21 protein-coding genes are annotated in these 25,873 nt (G+C 72.2%); 17 read left to right on the forward strand and 4 right to left on the reverse strand.

Annotated elements, in window-relative coordinates; all coding sequences use genetic code 11:
- Nucleotides 1–3: 3 nt before the first annotated feature.
- Complete coding sequence (locus WD341_RS14475; protein ID WP_368426182.1) at nucleotides 4–384, reverse strand: hypothetical protein; 381 nt, start codon at nucleotides 382–384, stop codon at nucleotides 4–6.
- Nucleotides 385–506: 122 nt separating this feature from the next.
- Between WD341_RS14475 and WD341_RS14480 the strand changes: the two genes are divergently transcribed.
- From WD341_RS14480 to ligD, 10 genes are all read left to right on the forward strand, one after another.
- The gene (locus tag WD341_RS14480) at nucleotides 507–998 is read left to right on the forward strand and encodes a hypothetical protein (protein ID WP_368426183.1); all 492 of its coding nucleotides are present in this window, start codon (nucleotides 507–509) and stop codon (nucleotides 996–998) included.
- Nucleotides 999–1,073: 75 nt separating this feature from the next.
- Nucleotides 1,074–1,151, forward strand: coding sequence for a pyrroloquinoline quinone precursor peptide PqqA (gene pqqA, locus WD341_RS14485; protein WP_368426250.1), 78 nt, complete (start codon nucleotides 1,074–1,076; stop codon nucleotides 1,149–1,151).
- 200 nt (nucleotides 1,152–1,351) lie between these two features.
- Nucleotides 1,352–2,290: a pyrroloquinoline quinone biosynthesis protein PqqB gene (pqqB, locus tag WD341_RS14490; protein ID WP_368426184.1), complete on the forward strand. Its 939-nt coding sequence runs from the start codon at nucleotides 1,352–1,354 to the stop codon at nucleotides 2,288–2,290.
- Entirely contained in the window at nucleotides 2,287–3,078 is a 792-nt protein-coding gene (gene pqqC, locus WD341_RS14495; RefSeq protein ID WP_368426185.1) for a pyrroloquinoline-quinone synthase PqqC, read from the forward strand. Before pqqB ends, pqqC begins: the two co-directional genes overlap by 4 nt.
- A gap of 76 nt (nucleotides 3,079–3,154) precedes the next feature.
- Entirely contained in the window at nucleotides 3,155–3,409 is a 255-nt protein-coding gene (pqqD, locus tag WD341_RS14500; RefSeq protein ID WP_368426186.1) for a pyrroloquinoline quinone biosynthesis peptide chaperone PqqD, read from the forward strand.
- The gene (gene pqqE / locus WD341_RS14505) at nucleotides 3,406–4,542 is read left to right on the forward strand and encodes a pyrroloquinoline quinone biosynthesis protein PqqE (RefSeq protein ID WP_368426187.1); all 1,137 of its coding nucleotides are present in this window, start codon (nucleotides 3,406–3,408) and stop codon (nucleotides 4,540–4,542) included. Before pqqD ends, pqqE begins: the two co-directional genes overlap by 4 nt.
- A gap of 154 nt (nucleotides 4,543–4,696) precedes the next feature.
- A complete protein-coding gene (locus WD341_RS14510) occupies nucleotides 4,697–6,415 on the forward strand; it encodes a POTRA domain-containing protein (protein ID WP_368426251.1) in 1,719 nt (572 codons plus the stop codon).
- Between the two features lie 113 nt (nucleotides 6,416–6,528).
- Nucleotides 6,529–7,332 carry a DUF1194 domain-containing protein gene (locus WD341_RS14515; protein ID WP_368426188.1) on the forward strand — a complete coding sequence of 268 codons (804 nt, stop codon included), beginning with the start codon at nucleotides 6,529–6,531 and terminating at the stop codon, nucleotides 7,330–7,332.
- Between the two features lie 75 nt (nucleotides 7,333–7,407).
- Nucleotides 7,408–8,250 carry a Ku protein gene (locus tag WD341_RS14520; protein WP_368426189.1) on the forward strand — a complete coding sequence of 281 codons (843 nt, stop codon included), beginning with the start codon at nucleotides 7,408–7,410 and terminating at the stop codon, nucleotides 8,248–8,250.
- Nucleotides 8,251–8,253: 3 nt separating this feature from the next.
- Nucleotides 8,254–10,899, forward strand: a complete 2,646-nt coding sequence (gene ligD / locus WD341_RS14525) for a DNA ligase D (protein WP_368426190.1) — start codon at nucleotides 8,254–8,256, stop codon at nucleotides 10,897–10,899.
- A 41-nt stretch (nucleotides 10,900–10,940) separates the two neighbouring features.
- On the opposite strand, the gene WD341_RS14530 is transcribed toward ligD, so the two are convergent.
- Nucleotides 10,941–11,672 (reverse strand): DUF6134 family protein, encoded by a 732-nt coding sequence (locus WD341_RS14530; protein WP_368426191.1) that lies wholly within the window; start codon nucleotides 11,670–11,672, stop codon nucleotides 10,941–10,943.
- Between the two features lie 136 nt (nucleotides 11,673–11,808).
- On the opposite strand from WD341_RS14530, the gene WD341_RS14535 reads away from it, so the two are divergent.
- Together WD341_RS14535 and WD341_RS14540 are read left to right on the forward strand one after the other, a co-directional pair.
- On the forward strand, nucleotides 11,809–12,915 hold the full coding sequence (locus WD341_RS14535) for a trimethyllysine dioxygenase (RefSeq protein ID WP_368426192.1): 1,107 nt from the start codon (nucleotides 11,809–11,811) through the stop codon (nucleotides 12,913–12,915).
- A gap of 232 nt (nucleotides 12,916–13,147) precedes the next feature.
- Nucleotides 13,148–13,309: a hypothetical protein gene (locus WD341_RS14540; RefSeq protein WP_368426193.1), complete on the forward strand. Its 162-nt coding sequence runs from the start codon at nucleotides 13,148–13,150 to the stop codon at nucleotides 13,307–13,309.
- 209 nt (nucleotides 13,310–13,518) lie between these two features.
- Here WD341_RS14540 and phnF read toward each other — a convergent pair whose 3' ends face one another.
- Complete coding sequence (gene phnF / locus WD341_RS14545) at nucleotides 13,519–14,256, reverse strand: phosphonate metabolism transcriptional regulator PhnF (RefSeq protein ID WP_368426194.1); 738 nt, start codon at nucleotides 14,254–14,256, stop codon at nucleotides 13,519–13,521.
- A gap of 143 nt (nucleotides 14,257–14,399) precedes the next feature.
- On the opposite strand from phnF, the gene WD341_RS14550 reads away from it, so the two are divergent.
- From WD341_RS14550 to WD341_RS14560, 3 genes are read left to right on the forward strand one after another with little or no spacing between them, the layout of a single operon-like run.
- A complete protein-coding gene (locus WD341_RS14550) occupies nucleotides 14,400–15,557 on the forward strand; it encodes an alpha-D-ribose 1-methylphosphonate 5-triphosphate diphosphatase (RefSeq protein WP_368426252.1) in 1,158 nt (385 codons plus the stop codon).
- Nucleotides 15,554–16,192 (forward strand): DUF1045 domain-containing protein, encoded by a 639-nt coding sequence (locus WD341_RS14555; protein ID WP_368426195.1) that lies wholly within the window; start codon nucleotides 15,554–15,556, stop codon nucleotides 16,190–16,192. The genes WD341_RS14550 and WD341_RS14555 overlap by 4 nt, the downstream gene beginning before the upstream one ends.
- 58 nt (nucleotides 16,193–16,250) lie before the next feature.
- On the forward strand, nucleotides 16,251–17,495 hold the full coding sequence (locus tag WD341_RS14560; protein ID WP_368426196.1) for a threonine synthase: 1,245 nt from the start codon (nucleotides 16,251–16,253) through the stop codon (nucleotides 17,493–17,495).
- Between the two features lie 14 nt (nucleotides 17,496–17,509).
- On the opposite strand, the gene cysS is transcribed toward WD341_RS14560, so the two are convergent.
- Nucleotides 17,510–19,051, reverse strand: a complete 1,542-nt coding sequence (gene cysS, locus WD341_RS14565) for a cysteine--tRNA ligase (protein WP_368426197.1) — start codon at nucleotides 19,049–19,051, stop codon at nucleotides 17,510–17,512.
- A gap of 283 nt (nucleotides 19,052–19,334) precedes the next feature.
- Between cysS and WD341_RS14570 the strand changes: the two genes are divergently transcribed.
- Both WD341_RS14570 and WD341_RS14575 read left to right on the forward strand, forming a co-directional pair.
- Nucleotides 19,335–21,191, forward strand: coding sequence for an autotransporter assembly complex family protein (locus WD341_RS14570; RefSeq protein WP_368426198.1), 1,857 nt, complete (start codon nucleotides 19,335–19,337; stop codon nucleotides 21,189–21,191).
- Nucleotides 21,191–25,741: a translocation/assembly module TamB domain-containing protein gene (locus tag WD341_RS14575; RefSeq protein WP_368426199.1), complete on the forward strand. Its 4,551-nt coding sequence runs from the start codon at nucleotides 21,191–21,193 to the stop codon at nucleotides 25,739–25,741. Before WD341_RS14570 ends, WD341_RS14575 begins: the two co-directional genes overlap by 1 nt.
- The last annotated feature ends 132 nt before the right edge of the window (nucleotides 25,742–25,873 follow it).

Here is a 25,873-nt window from a genome sequence, read left to right on the forward strand (position 1 = left end):
CCTTCAGAAGCATCGGATCTCGGCTTCGGCCTGGGCGCCGCGGAGCCGGTCGACGAGATCCTTGGCGATCACCGTGTCGCGGAACATCGCGGTCTTCTCGCCGCCGAGATGGCGCATGCTGAGCACCGTCTCGGCTTCGACATAGACGTCGTAGGGCAGGATCGAGGCGATCACGTCGACGCTGCAGGAGCAGCGCTGGAGCATCTCCCGGCTCTCGCCGTTCGCCGCCATGCAGGCGAAGACGTAGTCGGCGCGGGCGACGGTCGGGAAGTCGTTGCGCAGGCCGTCCTGGGCGGCGGCGGGCCGCAACGCCCCGGAAGCCGCGCTGAGGACGGCGGCGGCCAGGGCAAGCCCCACCAGCAGGACGCTGCGTCTTGCGCTCAATGGCTCGGCCTCCCTGAGCGGCTGCGCCTGGAAGTGCTTGGCGCACTCTCCAGGCGGCATAGTATCTCGATACCTACGCCATGACCGGGACGGGATCAATGGACGCCGGAGCGATACAGGCATTGGTCGCCGCGCTGCTGCTGTCGGCCCAGAGCCTGACGGGCTATACGGCGCCGGCCGCGCCGCCCGCCATTGCCTTCCTGCCGCAGGGCGAGCTCGCGCTGCGCGCCTGCGCTGGCCCCTGCGCCGTCTACGGCTGGTTTCCGCCCGGCCACACGATTTACCTCGACGAGCGCCTGGACCCCCTCGAGGACCTGCAGGCTCGCGCGATCCTGCTGCACGAGCTGGTGCACTTTCTGCAGCAGGAGAACGGCGCCCTCGCCGGGCCGCGCAGCTGCCGCACCTGGCTGAAGCGCGAGCACGAGGCCTTCGAAGTCGAGCGACGCTGGCTGATCGCCCAACCGGGGGCCGGGGGTGCCGGCGGGCTGGCCCGCGCCCGAGCGCCGCGCGTCCCTCTCGGACGCTTCTGCCGCGACGAGCCGCCGGCGCAGGAGGGCGCCAAGGCCCTCCCCGCCCGCCTGCCCGGTCCGGCGGATGCGATTCGCCCTCGATAACTCTTGTCCCGGTGGGAACGGAGTCATACAATCCTCAGTTACACGGACACCACTGACGAGCGGGAGGAACGCGCAATGCTCTGGACCAAGCCCAAGATCGTCGAGATTTCCGTCGGTATGGAGATCAACTGCTACGCCTGCGCCGAGCTCTAGGCCGGCGGCTACCGGCGAACGACGAGCACCCCGTTTCCGGCTTGACCGGAAGCGGGGGCTCGCGGTCGAGGCGTACGTGACGAGGACCGCCCCCGCAACCGCGGGAAGCCTGTCGCGTCTGTTGCGGTCGATGTTGTCCCCTACCCTGAGTCGGCCGCGGCAAGACGCCGCCCCGCTTGGCCAGTCGGAGTCGTGACAACGTGCTACGCGTCCTGGTGCTCGGGGCGGCGGCTGGTGGCGGCTTTCCGCAATGGAACAGCAACAGCCCGGCGTCTCGACGCGCCCGTGACGGCGATCCCGTCGCGCCGGCCTGCAGCCAGTCCTCAATCGCCGTCAGCCGCGACGGCCGGCGGTGGGTGGTTTTCAACGCGTCTCCGGACATCCGCCAGCAGATCAACGACAATCCGCCGCTGCATCCTGCCGAAGGCGTTCGACACACGCCGATCGCCAGTGTCGTGCTGACCAACGCCGACGTCGATCACGTCGCCGGCCTGCTGACGCTGCGCGAAAGCCAGGCCTTCTCGCTCTACGCCACGCCGCGCGTGCTGGCCGTGCTCGCCGAGAACTCGATCTTCAACGTGCTGAATCCCGACTTCGTCGAGCGGCGGCCGCTTGCCCTCGACCGGCCGTTCGAACCGCTGACCCGCGACGGCGAGCCGCTCGGCCTGACGGTCGAGGCCTTCGCGGTGCCGGGCAAGGTCGCGCTCTATAAGGAGGACGCAGCCGCGGGCGCCGACTTCGGCACGGTGTCGGAGGACACGATCGGCCTGCGGGTCGCTGCGGCCGATGGCGACGACGGCCGAGCGCTCTTCTACCTGCCGGGCTGCGCGGCGCTGCCGGACGACCTCAAGGGCCGCCTGCAGGGGGCCGCGCTGCTGCTGTTCGATGGCACGCTGTGGCGCGACGACGAGATGCAGGCCCAGGGCGCCGGGGTGAAGACGGGGCGGCGCATGGGCCACCTGTCGATGGCGGGGCCGGACGGCAGCATCGCCGGACTCGCCGAGGTCGCGATCGCGCGCCGGGTCTTCATTCACATCAACAACACCAACCCGGTCCTGCTGCTCGATTCCCCGGAACGCGCCGAGGTCGAGGCCGCCGGCTGGGAGATCGCGCGCGACGGCATGGAGATAGAGCTTTGAGCGCAAGTCCCGACCGGCGCGAGTCGGAGCAGCCCCTGCTGAGCCCGGCCGAGCTCGAGGCCCGGCTGCGGCAGATCGGCCGCGAGCGCTACCACAGCCTGCATCCCTTCCACCGCCTGCTGCACGGCGGTCAGCTGAACCGCGGGCAGGTCCAGGCCTGGGTGCTGAACCGCTACTACTACCAGAGCCGAATCCCGATCAAGGACGCCACCCTGCTGTCGCGCTGCGAGGACGCGGCGCTGCGCCGCGAGTGGCGCAAGCGCATCGAGGAGCATGACGGAAGCGCGGCCCAGGGCGACCGGCCGGCCAACGAGGGCGGCATCGAGCGCTGGCTGGTGCTGGCCGAGGCGGTCGGGCTGGAGCGGGACTACGTGGTCTCGACCGAAGGCCTGCTGCCGGCGACCCGCTTCGCCGTCGACGCCTACGTCCACTTCGTGCGCGACAAGAGCCTGCTGGAGGCGGTCGCCTCCTCCCTGACCGAGCTGTTCGCGCCGAAGATCCACGAGGAACGGATCGCCGGCCTGCTCGAGCACTACCCCTTCGCCAACGAGCGGACGATCGCCTACTTCAAGCGCCGCCTGACCGAGGCGCCAGAGGACGTCAAGTTCGGCCTGGCCTACGTCACGCGCGAGGCGCGCACCCGGGACCAGCAGGAGCAGGTGCTGGCGGCGGTGCGCTTCAAGACCGACGTGCTCTGGGCCCAGCTCGACGCGCTGCACCACGCCTATGTCGAGCCCGCGACGCCGCCGCCCGGCGCCTTCCTGCCAGAGGGGCCGCAGGAATGGTAGGGGGGCCAATGGTAGCGGGCCCGGAGAGGGCGGGGGGCTGACCATGGCCGAGCGGGTCACCATATCGGAAGAGTCGGTGCCGAGGTTGCCCCGCGGCGTGAAGCTGCGCTTCGACAAGGCCCGGGAGCAGTGGATGGTCCAGGCGCCCGAGCGGGTGTTCGTGCCCGACCCCGTTGCCCTGGAGGTGATCCGGCGCTGCAACGGCAAGGCGACGGTCGGCGCCATCGTCGACGATCTGGCCACGACCTTCCAGGCGCCGCGCGCGGTGGTCCTGGGCGACGTGACCGAGATGCTCCAGGACCTGACAGACAAGGCGGTCATGACGGCATGAGCCAGCAGATCGACAAGGCGGTGGGCTTCCCGATGGCCCTGCTCGCGGAGCTGACGCACCGCTGCCCGCTGCAGTGTCCCTATTGCTCGAACCCGCTCGAACTCGAGCAGGCCAGCCGAGAGCTCGACACCGCCGGCTGGCTGCGCGTCATCGAGGAGGCGGCCGAGCTCGGCGCCCTGCAGATCCACTTCTCCGGCGGCGAGCCGACGGTGCGCAAGGACCTGGAGCAGCTCGTCGCCAGGGCCGCAGAGGTCGGCCTCTACAGCAACCTGATCACCGCCGGGGTGCTGCTCGACGAGGCCGGCCTGCAGCGCCTCGCCGAGGCCGGGCTCGACCACGTGCAGCTGTCGTTCCAGGACAGCGAGGCGGCGGGCGGAGAGCGGATCGGCGGCCATCCCGGCGCGCAGGCGAAGAAGCGTCACTTCGCAGGCTGGGTGCGTACGGCCGGCCTGCCGCTGACGCTCAATCTCGTGGTCCACCGGCAGAACCTCGACCACCTGCCCGCGTTGCTCGACCTCGCGGTCGAGCTCGACGCCCAGCGCGCCGAGATCGCCCACGTCCAGTACTACGGCTGGGCCTTCCGAAACCGCGCCGCCCTGATGCCGACGCGCGCGCAGCTGGAGCAGGCGACCGCCACGGTCGAGGCGGCGCGCGAACGCCTGAAGGGGCGGCTGGTCATCGACTACGTGGTGCCCGACTACTACGCCAAGCGGCCGAAGTCCTGCATGGGCGGCTGGGGCCGGCAGTTCCTCAACGTCTCGCCGGCCGGCAAGGTGCTGCCCTGCCACGCCGCCGAATCGATCACCGGCCTCGCCTTCGATTCCGTGACCGAGCGCAGCCTCGCCGACATCTGGCGCAACTCCGAGGCCTTCCGCGCCTTCCGCGGTACCGACTGGATGCCGGAGCCCTGCCGCAGCTGCGAGCGCCGCGAGATCGACTGGGGCGGCTGCCGCTGCCAGGCATTCGCGATCACCGGCGCCGCGGGCGCCGTCGACCCGGCCTGCGCGCTGTCGCCCTTCCACGAGTCGCTGGTCGCGATCGCCGAGGCCGACTCGGGCGCCGACCGGCGGGACTTCGTCTACCGCCGCTTCGCCAACGTGCCCCAGCGCGACAGGCTCTTGCCGGCAAAGTAGCTTTCGGTAGGCGAATCGCCCCGCCCGTCCCCAAAGAAAACCCTCCGTTAACCATCGTGGCCGGATAAAGGCTCCTGCAGGGCAGGCTTCCGTTGCCCTGCAAGAGAGCTTGATTCAGGCTTGCGGGACGGACGGGGATGGGGTCTTGGCTTCTGTGAGGTACCTGCGCGCGAGCCTACGGTCGCTCGCCTGCCTGTTGCTGCTCGCCCTGCCGACCAGTGCCTGGGCGGAGCCGCCGAAGCCGGGCCGCGAGCGCCCGCGTTCCCTCGTGGAGAATCTCGCCCAGGGAGCGCTGTCGGGGTTGGGGTATCGCGAGGGGGGGTATCGCGAGGGGGCCGAAGGACCGGCACCCGCGGGAGCCCAGCAGATCCGCGTCGCCGCCTTCGCGATCGAGGGCAACGTCCGCTTCACCGATGCGGTGCTGAGCGAGGTTCTCGCCCCCTTCGCCGGACGCGACGTCACTCTCGAGGAGCTACGCCAGGCGGTCGAGGCGGTGCTGGGGCACTACCGCGAGTACGGCTACCGGGCGACGCGGGTATCGCTGCCACCGCAGCGCATCGAGCAGGGCGTCGTCCGGCTGGTCGTCGAGGACGGCACCCTGGACCGGGCCATGCTGGCCGAGGCGGTGAGGGGCGACATGACCTTGGCGCTGCCGGCGCCGACGCCCTCGGCTGCCTGGGCCCCGGCTGCGGGACCGGCCCCGGCCGTCAGTCGACCCGCGCCGGCGCCCGCCTTCGCCTTCTACCGGAGCCTGCCGAGCAGCCGCACCCGCGCCACCCTCCTCAACGCCGAGACGCCGGCCGCAGATCGCCTGGTCGTCGAGCTCGAGGAAGGGTCGGTGCTCGGCTTCAGGCCGGAGAGCGACCTCTTCGCGCGCTTGCCTGAGGGCGGCTGGCAGGTCGGCGCCACCTTCCAGATGTCCAATCCGGCCGGACGCGGCGGCCATCTGCAGGCGCGCGGCGTCACCGACGGCGCCGGCGCCCCCTTCTTCTCCGGCCGTTTCGATGCGCCGCTCGACCTCGCCGGCTCGACGCTCGCCGGCGCCGAAAGCTATCTCGACGAGGAGCGCGTCGACGACCTCGACGGCCGACGCGCCGATGGTCAGGCGACGCTGCTGGAAATCGTCGCCGAGCGGCCGCTGCTCCAGGGCGGAAACTTCGACCTGTCGCTGCGCACCCGGCTCCGCCACCTCGAGCAGCTCGACCAGGCCCAGGGCACGACCACGGCCGACCGGCGCATAGACAGCGCCCAGGTCGGCGCGCGCGGCCGGCTGCGCGACAGCCTGCTCGGCGGCGGGACGACGGCCGCCAGCCTCTCCGCGACCCTCGGCCACACCGATCTCGACGGCTACCTGCCCTATGCCCGCAGCGACGCCGAGGGCGCCCGCACCGCCGGCAGCTTCGCCCGGTTCCGGGCCAGCCTCGCCCGGCTGCAGACCATCGGCGGCCCCTGGTCGCTGTTCGGATCGCTGATGGCCCAGGGCGCCAGCAAGAATCTCGACGGCTCCCAGCAGTTCTCGATCGGCGGCCTGCCGCCGGAGCGCGGCTTCGCGGTCGGCGAAGCCTTCGGCGACGAAGGCTTCCGCATCAACGGCGACCTCCGCTACGCAGTGCCCGCGCCGGTCTTCGGCGGCGCGCTGCAGCTCGCCATGTTCTACGACCAGGGCGCGCTCCGGCTGCGCCAGACGCCGACCGCCGACGGCAACCTCGTCGAGCATCGCTCGGTCGGGCTGTCGCTACGCCAGGACTGGCACGGCCAGGGCTTCCTGCACGTCTCCGCCGGTCGCCAGATCGGCGGCGAGCTGGCGAAGGGCCAGGAGCCCGAGGGCGACAACCCCTATCGCTTCTGGCTGCGGGTCGGCATGGATTTCTGATCGCGCGCCCCTCGCCGCTGGCCGGGGCGGATCCTACGACCTATCCTTTAGCCGGCCGCCCCGCGAAACGACCCGGGGAGTCGGCACGGGGGAGTGGCTGCCGGAGTTCCGCCATGCGTCCCGCCATCGCCGCCCTGGCAGCTCTTGCGCTGTGCCTCCCGCCGGCGACGGCCGCCGCCCAGGAGCGCGACTTCGTCGACCTGGAGCTGGTGCTGGCGGTCGACGTCTCGCGCTCGATGGACCTCCACGAACAGGAGGTCCAGCGCGCCGGCTACGTCGCCGCCTTCCGCCATCCCCAGGTGCTGGAGGCGATCACCGGCGGCAGCCACGGCCGCATCGCGGTCCTCTATCTGGAATGGGCCGGGGCGGCACTGCAGGAGGTCATCGTGCCCTGGAGCCTGGTCGAGGGCCGCGCCAGCGCCGAGGCCTTCGCCGCCCGGCTGGAGGCCGCCCCGCTGCGCGACGCCACCCGCACCTCGATCTCCGGCGGCCTCGCCTTCGCCGCCCGCCGCTTCGAGGAGAGCGGCGTGTTCGGCCTGCGCCGGGTCATCGACGTGTCGGGCGACGGGCCGAACAACATGGGCGCCCCGGTCGACGTGGTGCGCGACGAGCTGGTCGAGCAGGGCATCACGATCAACGGCCTGCCGCTGCTGCTCGGCCGGCCCGGCGGCTTCCTCGATATCGAGCTGCTCGACCTCTACTACGAGGACTGCGTGATCGGCGGCCCCGGCGCCTTCCTGGTGCCGGTCACCGACATCTCCGAGTTCGGCACGGCGATCCGCCGCAAGCTGATCCTGGAGATCGCCGGCGCGCCGGCCGCCGTGGTGCCGGCGGCGGTCCGCCCGGCCCAGGCCGAGCGGCCGCCCGTCGACTGCCTGATCGGCGAGCGACTGTGGCGCAGCTGGATGGACAACTGAGCGCCTGCGGTCGCTCCCCGGAACCGCGGGTTGCGCGGAGTCGTTGACTCGCAGCAAACAAACTGGAGTCCGCTCATGCCGCCGTCCCGTCCCGTGTGGAGCGGCCACATCCGGCTGTCGCTCGTCTCCTTCGCCGTCAAGCTCTATCCCGCGACCAGCTCGGCCTCGAAGCTGTCGTTCCATCAGGTCCACGAGCCCTCGGGCAAGCGCGTCCGCTACGAAAAGGTCGTGCCCGGGATCGGGCCGGTCGACAAGGACGAGATCGTCAAGGGCTACGAGGTCGACAAGGGCAACTACGTGCTGCTGACCCAGGAGGAGATCGACGACATCAAGATCGAGGCCCGCAAGACCCTGGACCTCGTCCAGTTCGTCGACAACTGCGAGATCGATCCCATCTACTTCGACCGGCCCTACTACGTGGCCCCCGACGACGACTTGGCGGAGGACGCTTTCCGCGTGCTGCGCGACGCCCTCCGCCAGACCAAGAAGGTGGGCCTCGGCCAGCTGGTGATGCGCGGGCGCGAGTACATCGGCGCGCTCAAGCCCTGCAGCCGCGGGCTGATTCTGGAGACGCTGCACTTCGCCGACGAACTGCGCAAGTCGGACCCCTATTTCGCCGAGATCAGCGACGTCAAGCCGGACAAGGAGCTGCTGGCGCTGGCCCAGGAGCTGATCGAGCGCAAGTCCAAGCCCTTCAAGGCGGAGGTCTTCCAGGACAGCTACAGCGAGGCGCTGCGGGAGCTGGTCCAGAAGAAGGCCAAGGGCCGCAAGGCCACGGTCGCAGTCGACGAGGGCGAGGCCCCGACCGGCGAGGTCGTGGACCTGATGGCCGCCCTCAAACAGAGCCTCGGCAAGGGCGGGAAGAGCAGCGGCGGCGCCGCCGCCAAGCGCCGCCCCCGCTCGAAGAAGGCCGCCTGATCCTTGAGCGGGCTCGAGACCTACTGGAAGAAGCGAGACTTTTCCAAGACAGCGGAGCCGTCCGGCCGCAAAGCCAAGGGCCCGAGGGCCAAGGGGCGGAAAGAGCGCAGCGAGCGCTTCTTCATCGTCCAGAAGCACGCCGCGACGCGGTTGCACTACGACTTCCGCCTGTCGATCGACGGTGTGCTGGTCAGCTGGGCGGTGACCAAGGGACCGAGCCTGGACCCCTCGGACAAGCGCTTGGCGGTGCGCACCGAAGACCACCCGATGGACTACGCCGACTTCGAGGGCACGATCCCCAAGCGCGAGTATGGCGGCGGCACGGTGATGCTCTGGGACCGCGGCAGCTACGAGGTCGAGGGCGACCCGGCCGAGGGGGTCGCCGAGGGCAAGCTGAAGCTGGCGCTCAGCGGCGAGCGGCTGAAGGGCGGCTTCACACTTGTCCGCATGCGGCCGAAGAAGGGCGAGACGCGCGAGAACTGGCTGCTGATCAAGGAGCGCGACGAGCAGGTCGACCCCGGCCGCGACCTCGGCGCCGAGGACAGCAGCGTCGCCTCCGGACGCTCGATGGCCGAGATCGCGGAGGGGGCGCCGGCCCGCCGGCCCGAGGCAAGCGCAGCAAGCGCCCGACCCGCCCGCGCCCCGGCCGCGGCGAAGCCGACGGCTTCCAAGGCCAAAACCTCCGTGGTCAAGGCCTCCAAGGGCCAGAGCAGGAAGGGCAAGGGCGGCAAGCCGCCCGATTTCGTGCCGCCGCAGCTCGCCACGCTGGTCGAGGAGGCACCGGCCGGCGAGGGCTGGCTCTACGAGACGAAGTTCGACGGCTACCGCATGCTCGCCGCCTGCGACGGCGCGACGGTGCGCTGCTACACCCGCTCGGGCGCCGACTGGAGCGATCGCTTCGGCCCAATCCCCGAGGCGCTCGCCGGCCTGGGCCTGGAACGGACCTTGCTCGACGGTGAGATCGTGGTCGCCGACGCCAAGGGCCGCAGCGACTTCGGCGCCCTGCAGCGGGCGCTCAAGGAGGCGCCCTCGAAGCTCTCCTACATGGTCTTCGACGTCCTCGTGCTGGCCGGCGAGGACCTGCGCGCGCGGCCGCAGCGCGAGCGCAAGGAGCGCCTCGAAGCCGCCCTGGACGGGGTCCGAAAGCCGGTCCACCTCACCACCTACCTGGAGGACGAGGGCACGCGCATCGCCGCCGTCGCCTGTCGCGAGGGCCACGAGGGCATCATCGCCAAGCGCACCGACGCCCCCTATCGCACGCAGCGCAGCCGCAACTGGCTAAAGATCAAGTGCGTCAAGCGCCAGGAATTCGTCGTCGGCGGCTGGTCGCCCTCGGGCCGCGGCCGGCCCTTCTCCTCGCTGCTGCTCGGCTACCACGAGCAGGGCGAGCTGCGCTACGCGGGCAAGGTCGGCACCGGCTTCGACGACGCGCTGCTCGATGACCTGGCGGGCAGGATGGGCAAGCTGGCGCGCAAGACCTCGCCCTTCGCGGCGGTGCCGGCCGAGGCCAGGCGCGGCGCGCGCTGGATCTCGCCCCGCCTCGTCGCCGAGGTACGCTACGCCGAGATGACCCGCGATGGGCTGGTGCGCCATGCCGTGTTCGAGGGGCTGCGCGAGGACAAGCAGGCGGCCGATATCGGCGCCGAGCGGGCGGCTCCGCTCGAGGCGGTGACCGGCGGCGATGTCAAGAACGGCACCGCCAGGGGCCGCGGCGGGAAGGCCGGGGCGCGCAGCGGAGACGATGGCATGGTCGAGATCGCGGGCGTTACTCTCAGCAATCCCGAGCGGGTGCTCTTCGCCTCGATGGGGGTGACCAAGCGGGCTCTTGCCGAGTACTTCGAGGCGGTCTCGGAGGCAATGCTGCCGCACCTCGCGGGCCGGCCGGTGAGCCTGGTCCGCTGCCCCGAGGGCAGCGGCAAGGAGTGCTTCTTCCAGAAGCACGCCGGGCCGAGCCTTCCGGCGGCGATCGGCAAGGTCTCGCTGGCCGAGAAGAAGGGCGGCCGGAAGGAGTACCTGCTTGTCGAGAGCCCGGCCGCCCTGGTCGGCTGCGCGCAGGTCGGCGCCCTGGAGCTGCACGTCTGGGCGAGCCGCCGCGACCGGATCGAGCAGCCGGACCGCCTGGTCTTCGACCTCGACCCCGCCGAGGACGTCGACTTCGCGGCGGTCAAGCAGGCGGCCGTCGACCTCGCAGGCGTGCTGCGCGAGGCCGGGCTCGAGAGCGCGCCCCTGGTGACCGGCGGCAAGGGCGTCCACCTGGTCGTGCCGCTGGAGCGCCGGCAGGGCTGGGCCGGCTTCGCCGGCTTCGCCAAGGCTTTCGCGGTCAAGATGGGCGAGCTCGATCCGGGCCGCTTCGTCGCGACCATGTCCAAGGCCAAGCGCGGCGGGCGCATCTTCATCGACCACTTCCGCAACCAGCGCGGCTCGACCGCGATCGCGCCCTTCTCGCCGCGCGCCCGCGAGGGCGCGCCGGTCGCGGTGCCGGTCTCCTGGTCGGAACTCTCGGGAATCCGGAAGGCGAACGCCTTCTCGCTGCGCGAGGTGCTGGACGACCTCAAGGGCCGCAGCACGGCCTGGCGGGAGATCCCGGACCGGCAGCGCCTGACCCGCGCCGCAGCCGCGCGCATCGGCCTGGATCTCGAGGAAGGCTGAGGCGCCGCGACAGCTTGCCGCGCCGGCGCCGGTGGCCCGCCTCAGACGATCCGCCGCAGGCGGTGCTCGATGTACTCGCCGCGCGTCTCGAAAGCCATCTTCACGATCAGCCCGGAGGCGTCGTACCAGAGGTGGGCGATGCGCTCGCCGGTGACCCGGAAGCGCCGCGCCCGGACCTCCTCGTCGGCCGCCTTGACGATGTCGTAGCCCCGGTCCTCGACGACGATCTCGAACAGCTCGCCGGTCTCGACGTCGATCAGGGCGTTGGTCTCGATCAGGTCGGAGTTCCAGTAGCTGCCCGGAATCACCCCCGCGGAGACGACGAAGCTGCCGGCGCTGCCCTCGACCGAGAAGCCCTGGTCGGTCCGGCGGCCCGAGACGCGGTGGCTGGTGCCGTCGTCGTTGGTCTGGGTCTCCAGCGACTGCAGGTAGGGGCCCTGCCAGACTTCGCGGCCCTGGTGGGTGTAGGTGTAGACGGGCACGCCGATCAGCTCGAGCTGGACCTCGGTACGGGTCTCGACCTGCAGCCGCTCGCCGTCGCGCAGGAAGGTGATGCTATGGTCGCCGACCGAGTCCTGCCCCCGGAATACCTCGAACTGAAGGCTCGTCTGGTCGGCAGCGCGGGCCCGCCCGAGGCCGGCGAGCAGCAGCGCCGGCACCAAGGCGAGCAGCGCGCGGCGCGGCAGGCCCCCATCCCGGCCGGCGACACGGGCAGCGGCGGCGGTGCGAGGGCGACGCAACCGCGTCACTGTGCTTTCGGCGTTGACGGTCATCGGGTCTTCCGTTGCATGATCGCGGCCCAGCTTAGCGGCCGGCCGTCCCAACCGAAAGGTCGCGACCGGCGGTCCGGTTCCAGCGGACCTCCAAGGGGCTGCGGGAACCGGCCCCAGACCTGAGGACTGTTCTGTGATGACGAGCCGAGGCCTCGCCGCCGTCGAAACCCAATCGGACGCCCTGGTGGCGAGCCTCGACGACGGCCGGCGGCTGCGCCTGCCCTTCCTGTGGCTGCGCGACCACTGCGCCTGCCCGGAGTGCCTGCATCCGGAAGCCGCGCAGCGCCTGGTCGACACCTTCGCGCTGCCCGCGGCGCTCGCCCCGGAAGCGGTCGAGAGCGAGCCAGGCGGCTTCTCCGTGCGCTGGCGCGACGGTCACCTGAGCCGGCACCCTCTGTCGCAGCTGGCGGATGCACTCGACGACCCGGCGCCCCCGGACCTCGCACTTTGGCGCGGCGACGAGCGGCCGGCCGATTCGCCGAGCCTTTCCTACGAGGCCGTGATGGCGGGCGACGAGGGACTGGCGGCCTGGCTGGAGGCGATCCGGCGCGACGGCTACTGCTTCGTCGAGGGCGTGCCGGCGACGGCCGAGGCGACCGAGCGGCTGGCGCGACGCATCGCCTATGTCCGGGAGACGATCTTCGGCGGCTTCTGGGTGTTCTCCGCGAACATGGCCCACGCCGACACCGCCTACACGCCCGGCACGATCGGGCCGCACACCGACGGCACCTACGTCGAGGACGCCCCGGGCCTGCAGCTGTTCCACTGCCTGGAGTTCGAGGGCGAGGGCGGCGAGAGCCTGCTGATCGACGGCTTCCGCGTCGCCGCCGACCTGAAGCGGGAGGATCCGGAAGCCTACGCCGTGCTGTCCCGGGTTGCGGTCCCCGGACAGTACCTGGAGGAGGGCGTTCACCTGCGCGCGGAGCGGCCCGTCATGCGCCACGATGCGGCAGGCCGCCTGCTCCAGGTCAGCTTCAACAACCACGATCGGGCGCCCTTCCTGCTGCCGGAACCGGAGATGTCAGCCTTCTACCGCGCGCTCGGCGCCTTCTGGCGCAGGCTCGAGGATCCCGGATACCAGCTGCGCACCCACCTCGACCCCGGCCGCGTGCTGATCTTCGACAACTGGCGCGTGCTGCACGGGCGCCTGGCCTACGTCGGCAGGCGGACGCTCTGCGGCTGCTACCTCAATCGCGAGGATGTCGAGAGCCGCCGGCGGGTGCTTGCGAGGCGGCACGGCTGAGAACGCCTCGGCGCGCGCGGAACCAACGGCATGGCTGCGCGTTCGTCCGCAGCATGGCAGAGTTTCGCAGCACCCTGCCGGCCGATCGCGTCATCGAGGGCGACAAGTGCGCCCGATCAGTCCATGCTGCAAACAGATCAAGGCCTTGCCTTGTGATCCGAGATGATTCAGGGCATGGTATGTGCCGCAACAAGTCGGGGGGCGCCCGACGACTGGGTAAGGAGAATTCCGAATGCGCAAGGTAACCCTGCTGATTGCCGCCATGGGTCTGGCTGCGGTACTCTCGGCTTGCTCCAAGTACGAGAGCGGTTTCATCACCGATCACAACTGCAGCGGCGGCGGCGGGATCTACGTCCCCGACTTCTGCGAGGAATACACCTCCGGCAGCTACTGAGGCCAGGAGTCGGCCGCGCAGAGCGCGCGGCCGGAAGGCTTCCGCGGCACCCGCGTCGGTTTGGTAGCGTGAGCGACTCCGGTGGAGGCGCGCGTTTCTCCCTGACCCGGCGGGCCGCGAGCGACGACAAGGCGGGCGGCGCATCACTGCGCCGCCCGCTTTCCGTGCGTCTACACCCTTGTCTGCCCCTCTGTGGGCTGCGGCAGAGGCTAGCCCGGTTGCTCGACGACCAGTTGCATGCGGTCGGCGGCGAAGAGCGTCACGCCGAACTCCACGGGCCGTTGCTCGGGATCGACGTTGACCGCCTCCGTGACCAGGACCGGACGGGTGCGCGGCTGGCGCAGCAGCCCGGCCTCGCTCGCCTCCGGCAGGCGCGCCGTGATCCGGGTGACCCGGCGCTCGTAATCGAGGAGGCCGCACTCGGCCAGGGCGGGGCTGATCGAGCCGAGGCGCGCATAGGCCTCGGCAAGCCCGGGGAAGCGGGCGGCCGGGAAATAGTGCCGCCCCAGCGAGACCGGCCGATCGTCGACCTCGCGCAGCAATTCGATCAGCAGGCAGGGTGTGCCCGGCAGGAGCGCGAGCTCGCGCGCGAGCGCGCCGTCGGCCGGCAGCTCCGCGGTGCCCAGGAGGCGGCCGCCGGGCCGGCGCTGCTGGGCCAGCACGTTGGTCGAAAAGCGGGTGCGGCGGCCGATGGCGTAGTCGAGCACCTGCTCCTGGACGAAGCTGCCGCGGCCCTGCTCGATGCGCACCAGGCCCTGCTCGGCGAGCGCCGCCATGGCCCGGCGCAGGGTGTGCCGGTTGACGCCGAAGCGTGCCGCCAGCGCCGGCTCGGTCGGCAGACGGTCGCCGGGCGCGAAGGTGCCGGCCGCGATCTCCTGCGCCAGGACTTCCTGGATCCGGCGCCACAGGGCCTGGCCGTTGCGGCGCTTCATGCTCGACGACGCCATGCTGGGGCGTGCGCTCCGGTCGTGTTGCCGTTTCGGCGACGCCAGGGCAGCGCCCCGGGGCCGGTCCCCGAGTATAGCCGGGTGGACCTTTCGGCGTATAGGTCGGGTCGCGGGGCCGGCTTCGGGAGGGCGCCGTGACGGCGATGCCGCGCCCTGCCGAGATCGCGGGCGACACGCTGGCCCTGCGCAACGCCCGCATCGTACTCGCGGACCGCGTCCTTCTCGGGTCCCTGCTCTGCCGCGGCGGCCGCATCGCGGCGCTGGACGAGGGCGCCGGGACGGTCGGCGAGGACCTGGGCGGCGACTGGCTGCTGCCCGGGCTGGTCGAGCTGCACACCGACAACCTCGAGAGCCACCTGAACCCGCGGCCGGGAATCGACTGGCCGACGTTGCCCGGCCTGCTCGCCCACGATGCGGAGCTGGTCGCCGCCGGCGTCACCACGGTGCTCGACTCGCTGCGCATCGGCGAGGACCCGCAGCTGCCGGGCAGCCTAGCGACGGTCGAGCGCGTGCTGCGGGCGACCGCGGAGGCCCGGCGCCTCGACAGCCTGCGCGCCGACCACCTGCTGCACCTGCGCTGCGAGGTCGTCGCCGCGGGCGTCGTCGAGGATTTCGAGCGCCTGGCCGACCAGCCCGACCTGTGCCTCGTCTCGCTGATGGACCACACGCCCGGCCAGCGGCAGTTCGCCGACCTCGCCGCCGTGCGTGCCTACCTCTCGAGCCGGAAGGGCCTCGAGGGCGAGCGGCTGGAGGCCTACATCGAGGAGCGGATCGCCTTCGCCGGAGGCCGCGCGCCGGCTGCGCGGGCCGCGATCTCGGCCCTGGCGCAGGCGCGCGGGCTGGTCCTGGCCAGCCACGACGACGCGACGCCGGAGCATGTCGAGGAGGCCGTGGCCCTGGGCCTGACCATCAGCGAGTTCCCGACCAGCCTGGCGGCCGCCGGCGCGGCGCGCGCGCGCGGCCTCGGGGTCGTGGCCGGCGCGCCGAACGCGGTGCGCGGCGGCTCCAGCTACGGCAACGTCGGGGCGCTGGCGCTGGCCGAGGCGGGGCTGCTCGACGTCTTCGCCAGCGACTACGTGCCGGCCAGCCTGCTGCAGGCGCTGTTCCTGCTGGCGGCGCTGCCCGGCTGGGACCTGTCGCGCGCCGTCGCGACCGGCAGCGCCACGCCCGCCGCCCTCCTCGGCCTCGCGGATCGCGGCCGCATCGCGCCCGGGCTCGCGGCGGACCTGATCCAGGTCGGCCTCGCCGGCGAGCTCCCCATCGTGCGCAAGGCCTGGCGCAGGGGCCGGCGAGTGCTATGAGGCGCTACGCGCTCTACTTCACGCCGCCGGGGGGCAGCCCGCTGGCCGACCTCGGCGCCTGCTGGTTCACCGATCCGGCCGTAACAGACATTACCGCGCGGCCCAGCCTCTACGGCTTCCATGCGACCCTGAAGGCGCCCTTCCGGCTCGCTGCGGGGCGGGAGGAGGGTGCGCTGCTCGCCGCCCTCGACGACTTCTGCGCGGCGCGCCCGCCGGTTGGGATCGGGCGGCTGCTGCTCGCCGAGCTCGAGGGCTTCCTCGCCCTGGTGCCCGCACGCCAGAGTGCCGAGCTGGAGCGCCTTGCGGCCGACTGCGTCGCCGCCTTCGACGGCTTCCGCGCCCCGGCGGGCGAGGCGGAGCGGGCAAGGCGGCGGGCCGCCGGCCTGTCGGCGCGCCAGGAGCGGCATCTGCTGCGCTGGGGCTATCCCTATGTGGCGGACGACTTCCTCTTCCACATGACGCTGAGCCGCCGGCTCGACCCCGCCGAGGCTGCTGCGGCGAAGTCGAGGCTCGCCCCGCTGGCGGCGCCGGCGCTGGCCGGGCCGGTGCTCCTGGACGCGCTCAGCCTGTCGGTGCAGCCGGCCGCCGGAGCCCCCTTCGAGGTCCGCCGGCGGATCGCCTTGAGCGGGGGCTGACCGGCGGCGCAGACGCGCTATGATCGCCGCCCTTGCCCCAGTCTGGAAGACCGCCCCCTTGTCCAAGCACCGCAGCTTCGTCTCCCATCTCGAATGCTCCGCCACCGGCAAGTCCTACCCGGCCGGGCAGGTCCACAACCTGTCGGAGGCCGGCAAGCCGCTGCTGGTGCGCTACGACCTGGAGGCGCTCGGCCGCGCCGTCGGCAAGGAGGCGCTGGCCGCCCGGCGCGACGGCGGTTTCTGGCGCTACGCCGAGTTCCTGCCCGTCGCCCGGCCCGAGAACCGCGTGAGCCTGGGCGAGGTCGAGACGCCGCTGATCGCCCTCGACCGGATCGCCGAGGCCGAGGGCACGCCGGCCGGCCGGCTGCTGGTCAAGGACGAGGGCCGCCTGCCGACCGGCTCCTTCAAGGCGCGCGGCCTGGCGCTCGCGGTCTCCATGGCCAAGGAGCTCGGCATCGCCGACCTGGCGATGCCCTCCAACGGCAACGCCGGCGCCGCCCTCGCGGCCTACGCCAGCCGCGCCGGCCTGAGCGCGACCGTGCTCTGCCCGGCCGACACGCCGGAGATCAACCTCTCGGAGATCGAGGTCCAGGGTGCCACGGTGATCCGCGTCAACGGCCTGATCAACGACTGCGGCAAGCTGGTCGGCGAGGGCAAGGCGGCGCGCGGCTGGTTCGACGTCTCGACCCTGAAGGAGCCGTACCGGATCGAGGGCAAGAAGACCATGGGCCTGGAGCTCGCCGAGCAGCTCGGCTGGCGCCTGCCCGAGGCGATCTTCTACCCGACCGGCGGCGGCACCGGGCTGATCGGCATGTGGAAAGCCTTCGACGAGCTGGAGCGGCTCGGCTGGATCGGCGCCGAGCGCCCGAAGATGGTCGCCGTCCAGGCCAGCGGCTGCGCGCCCATCGTCAAGGCCTGGGAAGCCGGCGAGGAGCACGCGCCGCTGTGGCCGGACGCCCATACCGTCGCCGCGGGCATTCGGGTCCCGGTCGCGATCGGCGACTTCCTGATCCTGCGCGCGGTCCGCGAATCGGGCGGCTTCGCTCTGGCGGTCGACGACGAGCGGATCATGGCGGCGCGCGACGAGGTCGCGGCGCGCGAGGGCCTGCTGCTCTGCCCGGAAGGCGCCGCGACCTTCGCCGCCTGGCGCGACGCCGTCGAGCGCGGCTGGATCGCGCGCGACGCCGAGGTCGTGCTGTTCAACTGCGCCACGGGGCTGAAGTATCCGCTGCCGGCGGTGACCCGCAGCCTCGACCGCACCCAGCCGATCGACTGGGGGCGGCTGGCGAACGCCGACGCCTGACCCCGGCCGGCGGCTCAGCCGGCCGCGGCGCCCGGCAGGGGCAGCCATTCCCAGGCGGTGCCGCCCGGCTCGTCGCGCAGCGCCACGCCCTCGGCCAGCAGCCCGTCGCGCAGCGCGTCGGCGCGGGCGAAGTCCTTCGCCTTGCGCGCCTCCTGGCGCTCGGCGATGCGCGCCTCGACCTCGGCCTCGGAGAGGCTCCGCCCGGCCGGCTTGAGCGCCAGATCCTCCGGCGCCAGCATCAGCAGGCCGAGCCCGAGGACCAGCTCGTAGACCGCGGCCAGCCGCAGCGCCGCCTCCGGGCGCAGCTGCCGGTCGAACAGCAGCTCGCCGAGCAGGGTCAGGGCGACCGGCGTGCCGAGGTCGTTCGAGACCGCCTCGTCGAGGCGCTCGATCCAAGAGCGCTCGGCCTCCGAAAGTCCCTCCGTCAGCGCCGCCAGCAGGCCGGTCAGGGCGCCGCCGCGCGAGGCGCGGTGCTCGCTCGCCAGGGCGACGATCGCCGACGCCTCGTCCACCGCCTGCCTGAGCTCGCCGACCCGGCGGAGCAGGCGGCGCAGGTGGGTGCGCGCGCCGACGACCGCCTCCCAGTCGAACTCCAGCTCGGAGCGGTAGCTCGCGGTCAGCAGGAACAGGCGGTAGGCGGCCGGATGCAGGCCCTGGTCGACCAGGCTCTGAAGCGTCAGGAAGTCGCCCGTCGACTTCGACATCTTGGCGTCGCGGACGATCAGGAACTCGTTGTGCATCCACAGGTTCGCGCCGCTGCGCTCCGAGCGCGTATAGCCCTGGTTCTGGGCGATCTCGTTGCAGTGATGGACCTGGCGGTGGTCGATGCCGCCGGTATGGATGTCGAACTGCTCGCCGAGGTACTTGAAGGACATGACCGAGCATTCGAGGTGCCAGCCCGGGGCGCCGACGCCCCAGGGCGAGTGCCACTCCATCTGGCGCTGCTGATCGCCGGGGGAACGCCGCCAGATCGCGAAGTCGGAGGGGTTGCGCTTGCCGCCGGGACCGGCGACCCGCTTGCCGGCCTCCTGGCCCGCGAGGTCGAGCAGCCCGAGCCGCCCGTAGTCGGTGGCCCGGGCGGTGTCGAAGTAGAGGCCGTCCTCGAGCGCGTAGGTGTAGCCGCCGGCCTCGAGAGCAAGCGCGAAGTCGATCATCTCCTGGATGTGGTCGGTGGCACGGGGCCAGACCGAGGGCTGCAGGATCTGGAGCCGCTCCAGGTCCTTGAAGAAGGCCTCGGTGTAGTAGGCCGCGACCTGCCAGATCGTCTTGTTCTCGCGCCGCGCCGCGAGATCCATCTTGTCGTCGCCCTCGTCGGCGTCCGAGGTCAGGTGGCCGACGTCTGTGATGTTTATGACGTGGGTGACGTTGTAGCCCTTGAAGGTCAGGGCCCGACGCAGGGTGTCGGTGAAGACGTAGGCGCGGAGGTTCCCGATATGGGCGAAGTGGTAGACGGTCGGACCGCAGCTGTAGATGCGCACGTTGTGCGGATCGAGGGGCGCGAAGCTCTCGAGCCGGCGGCCGAGGGAGTTGAACAGCTGCAGCGGTCTTGCGGACATGGTGCGGGTCGGGAATCCGGGGCGCGGGGGCGCCACCATAGCTTCCCGGCGGCCGAGGTCAAACGGCGCTGCGGGGCGCGCCGCCCTGGGATGGCAGAGACTGGCGGTCAGACTGGCGGCCTGGGTGCAACGGTGTATCTCGACGCTCTCGCGGGCTAGGTTGAAACGAGACAAGAACGGCGCGAAGACCCTACCAGTGCTCCATTCAGGCGTTCCCCATCGCTTCAGGCCCCTGCTCCCTTGGCCGGCACGCACCCGCGGCCGCCCGGCGGCGCGGCGTGTCTTGCCGTGGCTCCTGCTGCTGATCCTGGCGCTGCCGCTCGCCGCGCCGCGCGCCGACGAGGCTGCCGACCCCGAGGAGACGACCGAGGAGGCCGGCCAGGCGCCGGAGTCGACCGTACCCGAGGCCGACGAGCGTCCGCCGGGCGACACGGCCGTGCCCTACGAGGTGACCATCGAGGGCGACCTGCCCGACGAGTTGAGGGAGCAGATCGAGAGTGTCTCCCAGCTGATCGCCCTGCAGGAGCGTCCGCCCGACACCGAGGCCGCCCTGCGGCGCCGGGTCAACGACGACGTCGCCCGGCTGGAATCCGTGCTGCGCTCCCAGAGCTACTTCGGCGGCAGCGTCGAGAGCCGCCTGAACCAGGACGTTCGACCGGTTCGGATCACCCTGACGGTGACGCCCGGAATGGAGTACCTGCTGGAGTCCTACGTCATCGACTACCGCCCCGAGGATCCGAGCCCGAAGGCGCCGCACTCGGCGGAGGACCTGGACCTGCACATCGGCATGCGGGCGCGCGCCGAGCCGATCAAGCAGGCCGAGGGACGCCTGACCCGGCGGCTCGGCCGCCACGGCTACCCCTACGCCGAGATCCGGCAGCGGCGCTACCTGGTCGATCACGAGCGCCACGTCATGGAGGCGCAGCTGGTTGTCGATACCGGGCCGGAGATCGCGTTCGGCCCACTGGTCATCGAGGGGCTCGCCGAGGTCTCGGAAGACTACCTGCGTCGCGTCGTCCAATGGCCGGAAGGCACGGTCTACGACGCCCGCGAGATGGAACGGGTGCGGCGCCGGCTGATCGAGACGCGGCTCTTCGACACCGTCCTGCTGGGTCCCCCGGAGGAACCGCCGGCCGATGGCGCCCAGGCACCGGTCGAGCTGACCGTCGCCGAGCGCAAGCACCGCAGCGTCTCGCTCGGCGCCGGCGTCACCAGCGCCGAAGACCGTTTCCAGCTGAGCGCCGGCTGGGAGCACCGCAATTTGTTCCACGAAGGCGAGAGCCTGGCGCTGGAGTTCAGCACCTCGCTGCTGCTGCAGGAGCTCAGCGCCGATTTCCGCAAGCCCCACTACCTGACCCTCGACCAGACCCTGATCGGCCAGACCTCCCTGAGCAACGAGCGAAGCGACGCCTACGACGCCCTGATTCTGGAGGCCTTCGGCGGGCTCGACCGCAAGCTGTCCGAGCGCTGGAGCGGCCGCGCCGGCCTGGCCTTCGAGCTGGCCGATGTCACCGACGCCTTCAAAAGCTCGCGCTATGCCCTGGTCGGCGTGCCGCTGTCGCTGAGCTACGATTCGCGCGACGACATCCTCAATCCCACCCGCGGGCTCGAGCTGTCGCTCGGCACCACTCCCTGGCTGAACAGCGAGGACCTCGCCAATTTCTTCCTGGCAAACGAGGCCAGGGGCTCGACCTACTGGGCGCCCTTTGACGACGACCGCTTCGTGATCGCGGCGCGGGGCCGCTTCGGCTCGATCGCCTTCGCCGACACACGGGAGGTGCCGGCGACCCAGCGCTTCTATGCGGGCGGAGCGACCCTGCGCGGCTACGAGTTCCGCAGCGTCGGCCCGCTGGACGCCGATGACGATCCGACCGGTGGCCTCTCGGTCGTCGAGGTCGGCCTCGACCTGCGGTTCCGGGTCCTCGATGACTACGGCATCGTGCCCTTCATCGACGGCGGCCAGGTCTACGACCAGCGCCTGCCCGACTTCGGCCAGGAGCTGCAGTGGGCGGCGGGCATCGGCTTTCGCTACTATACCTCCTTCGGACCGCTGCGGCTCGACCTCGCCTTCCCGCTCAACCGGCGACCGGGCATCGACTCCTTCTTCCAGTTCTACCTCTCGATCGGGCAGGCCTTCTGATGGCCGGGCCCGAGAACCCACTGCGCGCCCAGGAGCGCCCGGTGCCGCCGCAGGCCCCGGGCGGCACCGGGCGCCCCTCGGGCCCCCCTACCGGGCCTCGCCGGGGGCGCCGCCGGCGCCTGCTGCTGTGGGGCGCCTTGGCGCTGCTGCTGGTGCCGCTCGGCCTGGTGGCCCTGCTGCTGGCGGCCCTGCAGACCCAGCCCGGGCGCGACCTGCTGCGCGACGCCGTCGTCGCCCAGGTCTCCGGCCCGGACCTGGCGCTCGGCATCGCGCGGATCGGCGGTGCGCCGCCGGGCCGGCTGGTCGTCGAGGGACTCAGCGTCGCCGACGGCGAGGGCGTGTGGCTGGAGGCCGACCGGATCCTGCTCGACTGGTCGCCGCTCGCCCTACTCGGCGGCACCCTCGAGGTCGCCGTCCTCGAGGCCGGGCGGATCGAGCTGTCGCGCCTGCCGGCCGAGGGGGCGGCGGAGGAGCCTGCGCCGGACACCGGTTTCGAGCTACCGACCCTGCCCCTGGAAATCGAGCTGGAGCGCCTGGAGGTGGGCGAGCTGGCGCTCGGCGCACCGGTGCTCGGCGAACCCCTGGCCGTCTCGATCGCGGCGGCGCTCGCCGCGGAGCGCCAGGGCAGCGTCGAATCCCGGCTGCAGATCGCGGAAAGCGGCGGCGAGGGGTCGCTCGAGGCCGAGGCCGTCTATCGTCTGTCCGACCGCAACCTGAGGGTCTCCCTGCAGGCGACCGCCCCGCAGGGTGGCCGCTTCAGCCGCGTCTCCGGCCTGCCGGGCGCGCCGGCGCTGGCCTTCGACCTGGAGGGCGACGGCCCGCTGCCGGGTTGGCGGGGCGACTGGCGGGCCGAGGCCTCGCCGGTGGTCGCCGCGCGCGGCCAACTGGGCATCGAGTCGCTGCAGCCGCTCGCGCTCCTGCTGAGCGGCCGTGCCGAGCCGGGCCCCGACTTTCCGGCGGAGGCGGCGCCCTGGCTCAGCCCGGCCCTGGCCTTCGATCTCGCCCTCGACTACGACGCCGGCGCCGAAACGGCCCGGCTGGAGGTTCGCGAGCTGTCGAGCGGCGCCCTGGCCGTGACCGGCTCCGCCGAGGCGGCGCTCGCGCAGGACAGCGCCGACGCGCAGCTGTCCCTGGTCCTGCGCGAGCAGGCGCCGCTGTCCGACCTGGTCGCCGGGCTCGCGGTAGAGGCGGCCCGCTTCGAGGTCAGCGCCGAGAAGCGGGACCGGCAGGCCAGGATCAGGCTCCAGGGCGACCTCGAGCGGCCGTTCCTCGCCGACGCGCTGGAGGCGGGCGGCGCGGGCTTCGAGCGGGTCGCGCTCGAGCTCGACAGCGGCGAGCTCGACCTGGAAGACCCCCTGGCCGGCGGCGACCCGGCCAGGCTGGACGTCACCGCGCAGGATCCCTTCGGCGATCCGGCTCTCCTCCTGGCGCTCGACCCGACGACGACCCTGAGCCTGCTGCTCGCACCGGCGGGACAGGCACTGCGGATCGAGCGCCTGGAGTTGGCCAGCGGCCCGCTCGAGCTCGCCGGCAGCGGCCGCTATCAGATGGCGGGCGAGGCCGCCGGCAGCGGGGAGATCGAGGCGACGCTGCGGCAGGACGACCTGGCGCGCTTCTCCGGCCTGGCCGGCCTCGATCTCGGCGGCAGCCTCGCGCTTGCACTCGACGGTCGCCTGGAGCCCGACGGCGCCGGCCGCGCCCGGCTCACCGCCACGCCTTCCGGTCTCCGCCTCGGCCTCCCGGCCGCCGACGCCCTGCTCGGCGAGCAGCCGAGCCTGGTCGTCGAGGCGCAGCGCAGTGCCGAGGGCCTGATCACGGTCGAGGGCGCGACCCTCACCGGCACCGCCGTGGCGACCGCCGAGGGCGAGGTCGAGCCGCTGCGTCTCAGCCTGCAGGGGACGCTCTCGCCCGAGGTCGGGGCGCCGGGGGATGGGACACTCGATGCCACTGCCTCGCTGGCGCTGCCCCACCTGGCCGTACTGCAGACGGCGGATCTGCCGCTGTCCGGCTCGGCGACCCTCGACCTCACGCTGTTCGGGCCGCTCGCCGCGCCCCAGGCGGTCTGGGCCCTGCGCGCCGACCGGCTGGCCTACCAGGGCGGGGTCGCCGAAGACGTCCGGATCGACGGCTCGACCATCGACCTAGCCGACCGGCCGAGCGGACGGGTCGAGCTGGCAGCGACCCTCGAGGGGGCGGCGCTGCAGGGCGGCTTCGACTACGCCCTGGAGGGCGAGCAGGCGATCTTCGACGACCTGTCGCTGACGCGCGGCAGCGACCGCCTCACCGGCAGCCTGGCAGCGCAGCTCGCCGAGGGCACGGCCGAGGGCGAACTGAGGATCGCCGTCGCCGATCTCTCGGCCTATCGCGCCCTGCTCGGCCAGGAGATCGCCGGATCGGCCGAGGTCTCGGCGACTCTCTCGGCCGCGGACGGCCGGCAGGGCGCCGCCCTGAGTGCCCGGGCCCGCACCCTGGCGATGGAGGGGCTCACCCTGGCCGGCCTGACCCTTGAGGCCGAGGGCAGCGACCTACTCGGCACCCCGAGCCTGCGGGCGACCCTTGCCGGCGAGGGACTTGAGGGGCCGGACCTCCGGCTGACCCGGCTCTCGGCCGACCTCGAGGGCGGCCTGCAGCGCCTGGCGGTCGAGGCCTCCCTGGAGGGCGAGGCCCTTCGCCATGCGCTGACCGCCTCGGCGGCGGCGGAGATCGGGCTCGAGGAGGAGACCCGGATCCGCCTCGACGCGCTCGACGTTCGCTTCGGCGAGGAAACCCTGGCGCTCGCCGGCCCGGCCGAGATTCTGCTCGGGGGCAACCGGACGCGGGTCCAGGATCTGGTGCTGGCCGTCGCCGAGGGCCGCCTCGCCCTCGAGGTCGACCTGCGGCCCGGCGCCGTCGAGGCGACGCTGGAGGCGAGCGGCCTGCCGGTCCGCCTGGCCCGGCTCGCGGCGCCGGAGCTGGACCCGCAGGGCACCCTCGACCTGACCGCCCGCCTCTCGGGAGCCCCACCCCGGCCGGAGGGCTCGCTGACGCTGGTCGCAAGCGCGCTGCGGCTCGGCGCCGACACCGTGGGCGCGGTGCCGCCGCTGGAGCTGCGCCTAGACGGCCGGCTCGCGGACGGGCGCCTCACTGCCGACGGCCGGCTCTCCGGCTTCGCGCAGACGCCGCTGACGCTGGAGGCGACGGTGCCCCTGCTGGTCACGACGACGCCCTTCTCGGCGCACCTGCCGGAGAACGAGCCGCTCCGGGTCCAGGCGAACTGGGAGGGGCGGCTCGAGCAACTGATGGGCGTGATGCCGATCGACGCGGTGCGGTTCGGCGGCGCCGGGCGCATCGACCTCGGGATCAGCGGCAGCCTCGCCGATCCGACGGCGACAGGCAGCGTGACCGTCGAGCAGGGCTTCTATCAGAACTACACCCTCGGCATGCAGCTCGACCCAGTCTCGCTGCAGCTCTCCGGGCGCGGACGGCGGCTCGAGCTGGAGCGCTTCGAGGCGCGCGACGACGGTGGCGGCAGCATGACCGGGCGCGGATTCATCGACCTGTCGGGCGGCGTGCCGAGGTTCGAGCTCACCTTCACCGCCGACAACGCCCATATCGCGCGGCGCGACGACGTCAGCGGCGCCCTCGATGCCGAGCTCGCTCTGGAAGGCACCACCGAGGGCGCGCGGCTCTCCGGCCGCCTGCGCACCCGGGCCACGGAGATCCGTCTGATCGACGCCCTGCCGCCCTCGGTCACCGAGCTGGAGGTCGTCGAGGTCAACGACGAGACGCCGCGGCCCGAGGAGGAGGAGGCGGCGGAGGCGGGCGAAGAGCCGGTGCCGAGCGTGCAGGGCCTGGAATGGCTGGCGCTCGGTGTCGAGGTCGACATCCCCGGCCAGGTCTTCGTCCGCGGGCGCGGCCTCGATTCGGAGTGGCGCGGCGCACTGGAGATCAGCGGCACCGCGGAGCGTCCGCGTATCCTGGGCCGCCTCTCCCCGGTGCGCGGCAGCTTCGATTTCGCCGGGCGGGTGTTCGAGCTCAATCCCGATTCGACGATCCAGTTTCTCGGCGGGCCTACCATCGACCCCGAGCTCGACCTGACCGCGACCTACCGGAGCAGCGACCTGCTCGCCAGCATCGTGGTCTACGGCGCGGTCAGCGATCCGCAGCTCCAGCTGACCTCGAGCCCGCCCCTGCCCGAGGACGAGATCCTCGCCCGGGTGCTGTTCGGCAAGACCAGCGGCCAGCTGAGCGCCGGCGAGGCGGTGCAGCTCGCGCAGGCGGCGGAGACTCTCCAGGGCGGCGGCGGCGAGGGCCTGATCGGAATCGCGCGACGGACGTTGGGCGTGGACGTCCTGAGCTTTGCCCCCGGCGACGCCGGCGACGAGGTCGGCAGCCTGAGAATCGGCAAGTACGTCTCGGAGGACGTCTTCATCGGCGCCGAGCAGGGCACCGGCGCCGGCAGCTCGACCGCAATCGTCGAGTGGGAGCTGACGCCCAACATCACGGTCGAGAGCGAGGTCGGCGCGGACAGCCGCAGCAACGCCAGCGTCAAGTGGAAGTGGGACTACTGACAGGCGATTTCCGCCCGGCCGCGCGTCCTGGTTTTATTCCTACCAAAAAAGTAGTACGCTGACAGGAATAGCGATATTCACAGTGAACGAGCTTATTTACGACCATGAGCGCCGCCGAGAGGAAGGGGTCCG

The organism is Tistlia sp. (assembly GCF_040905785.1).
Lineage (GTDB): Bacteria > Pseudomonadota > Alphaproteobacteria > Kiloniellales > DSM-21159 > Tistlia.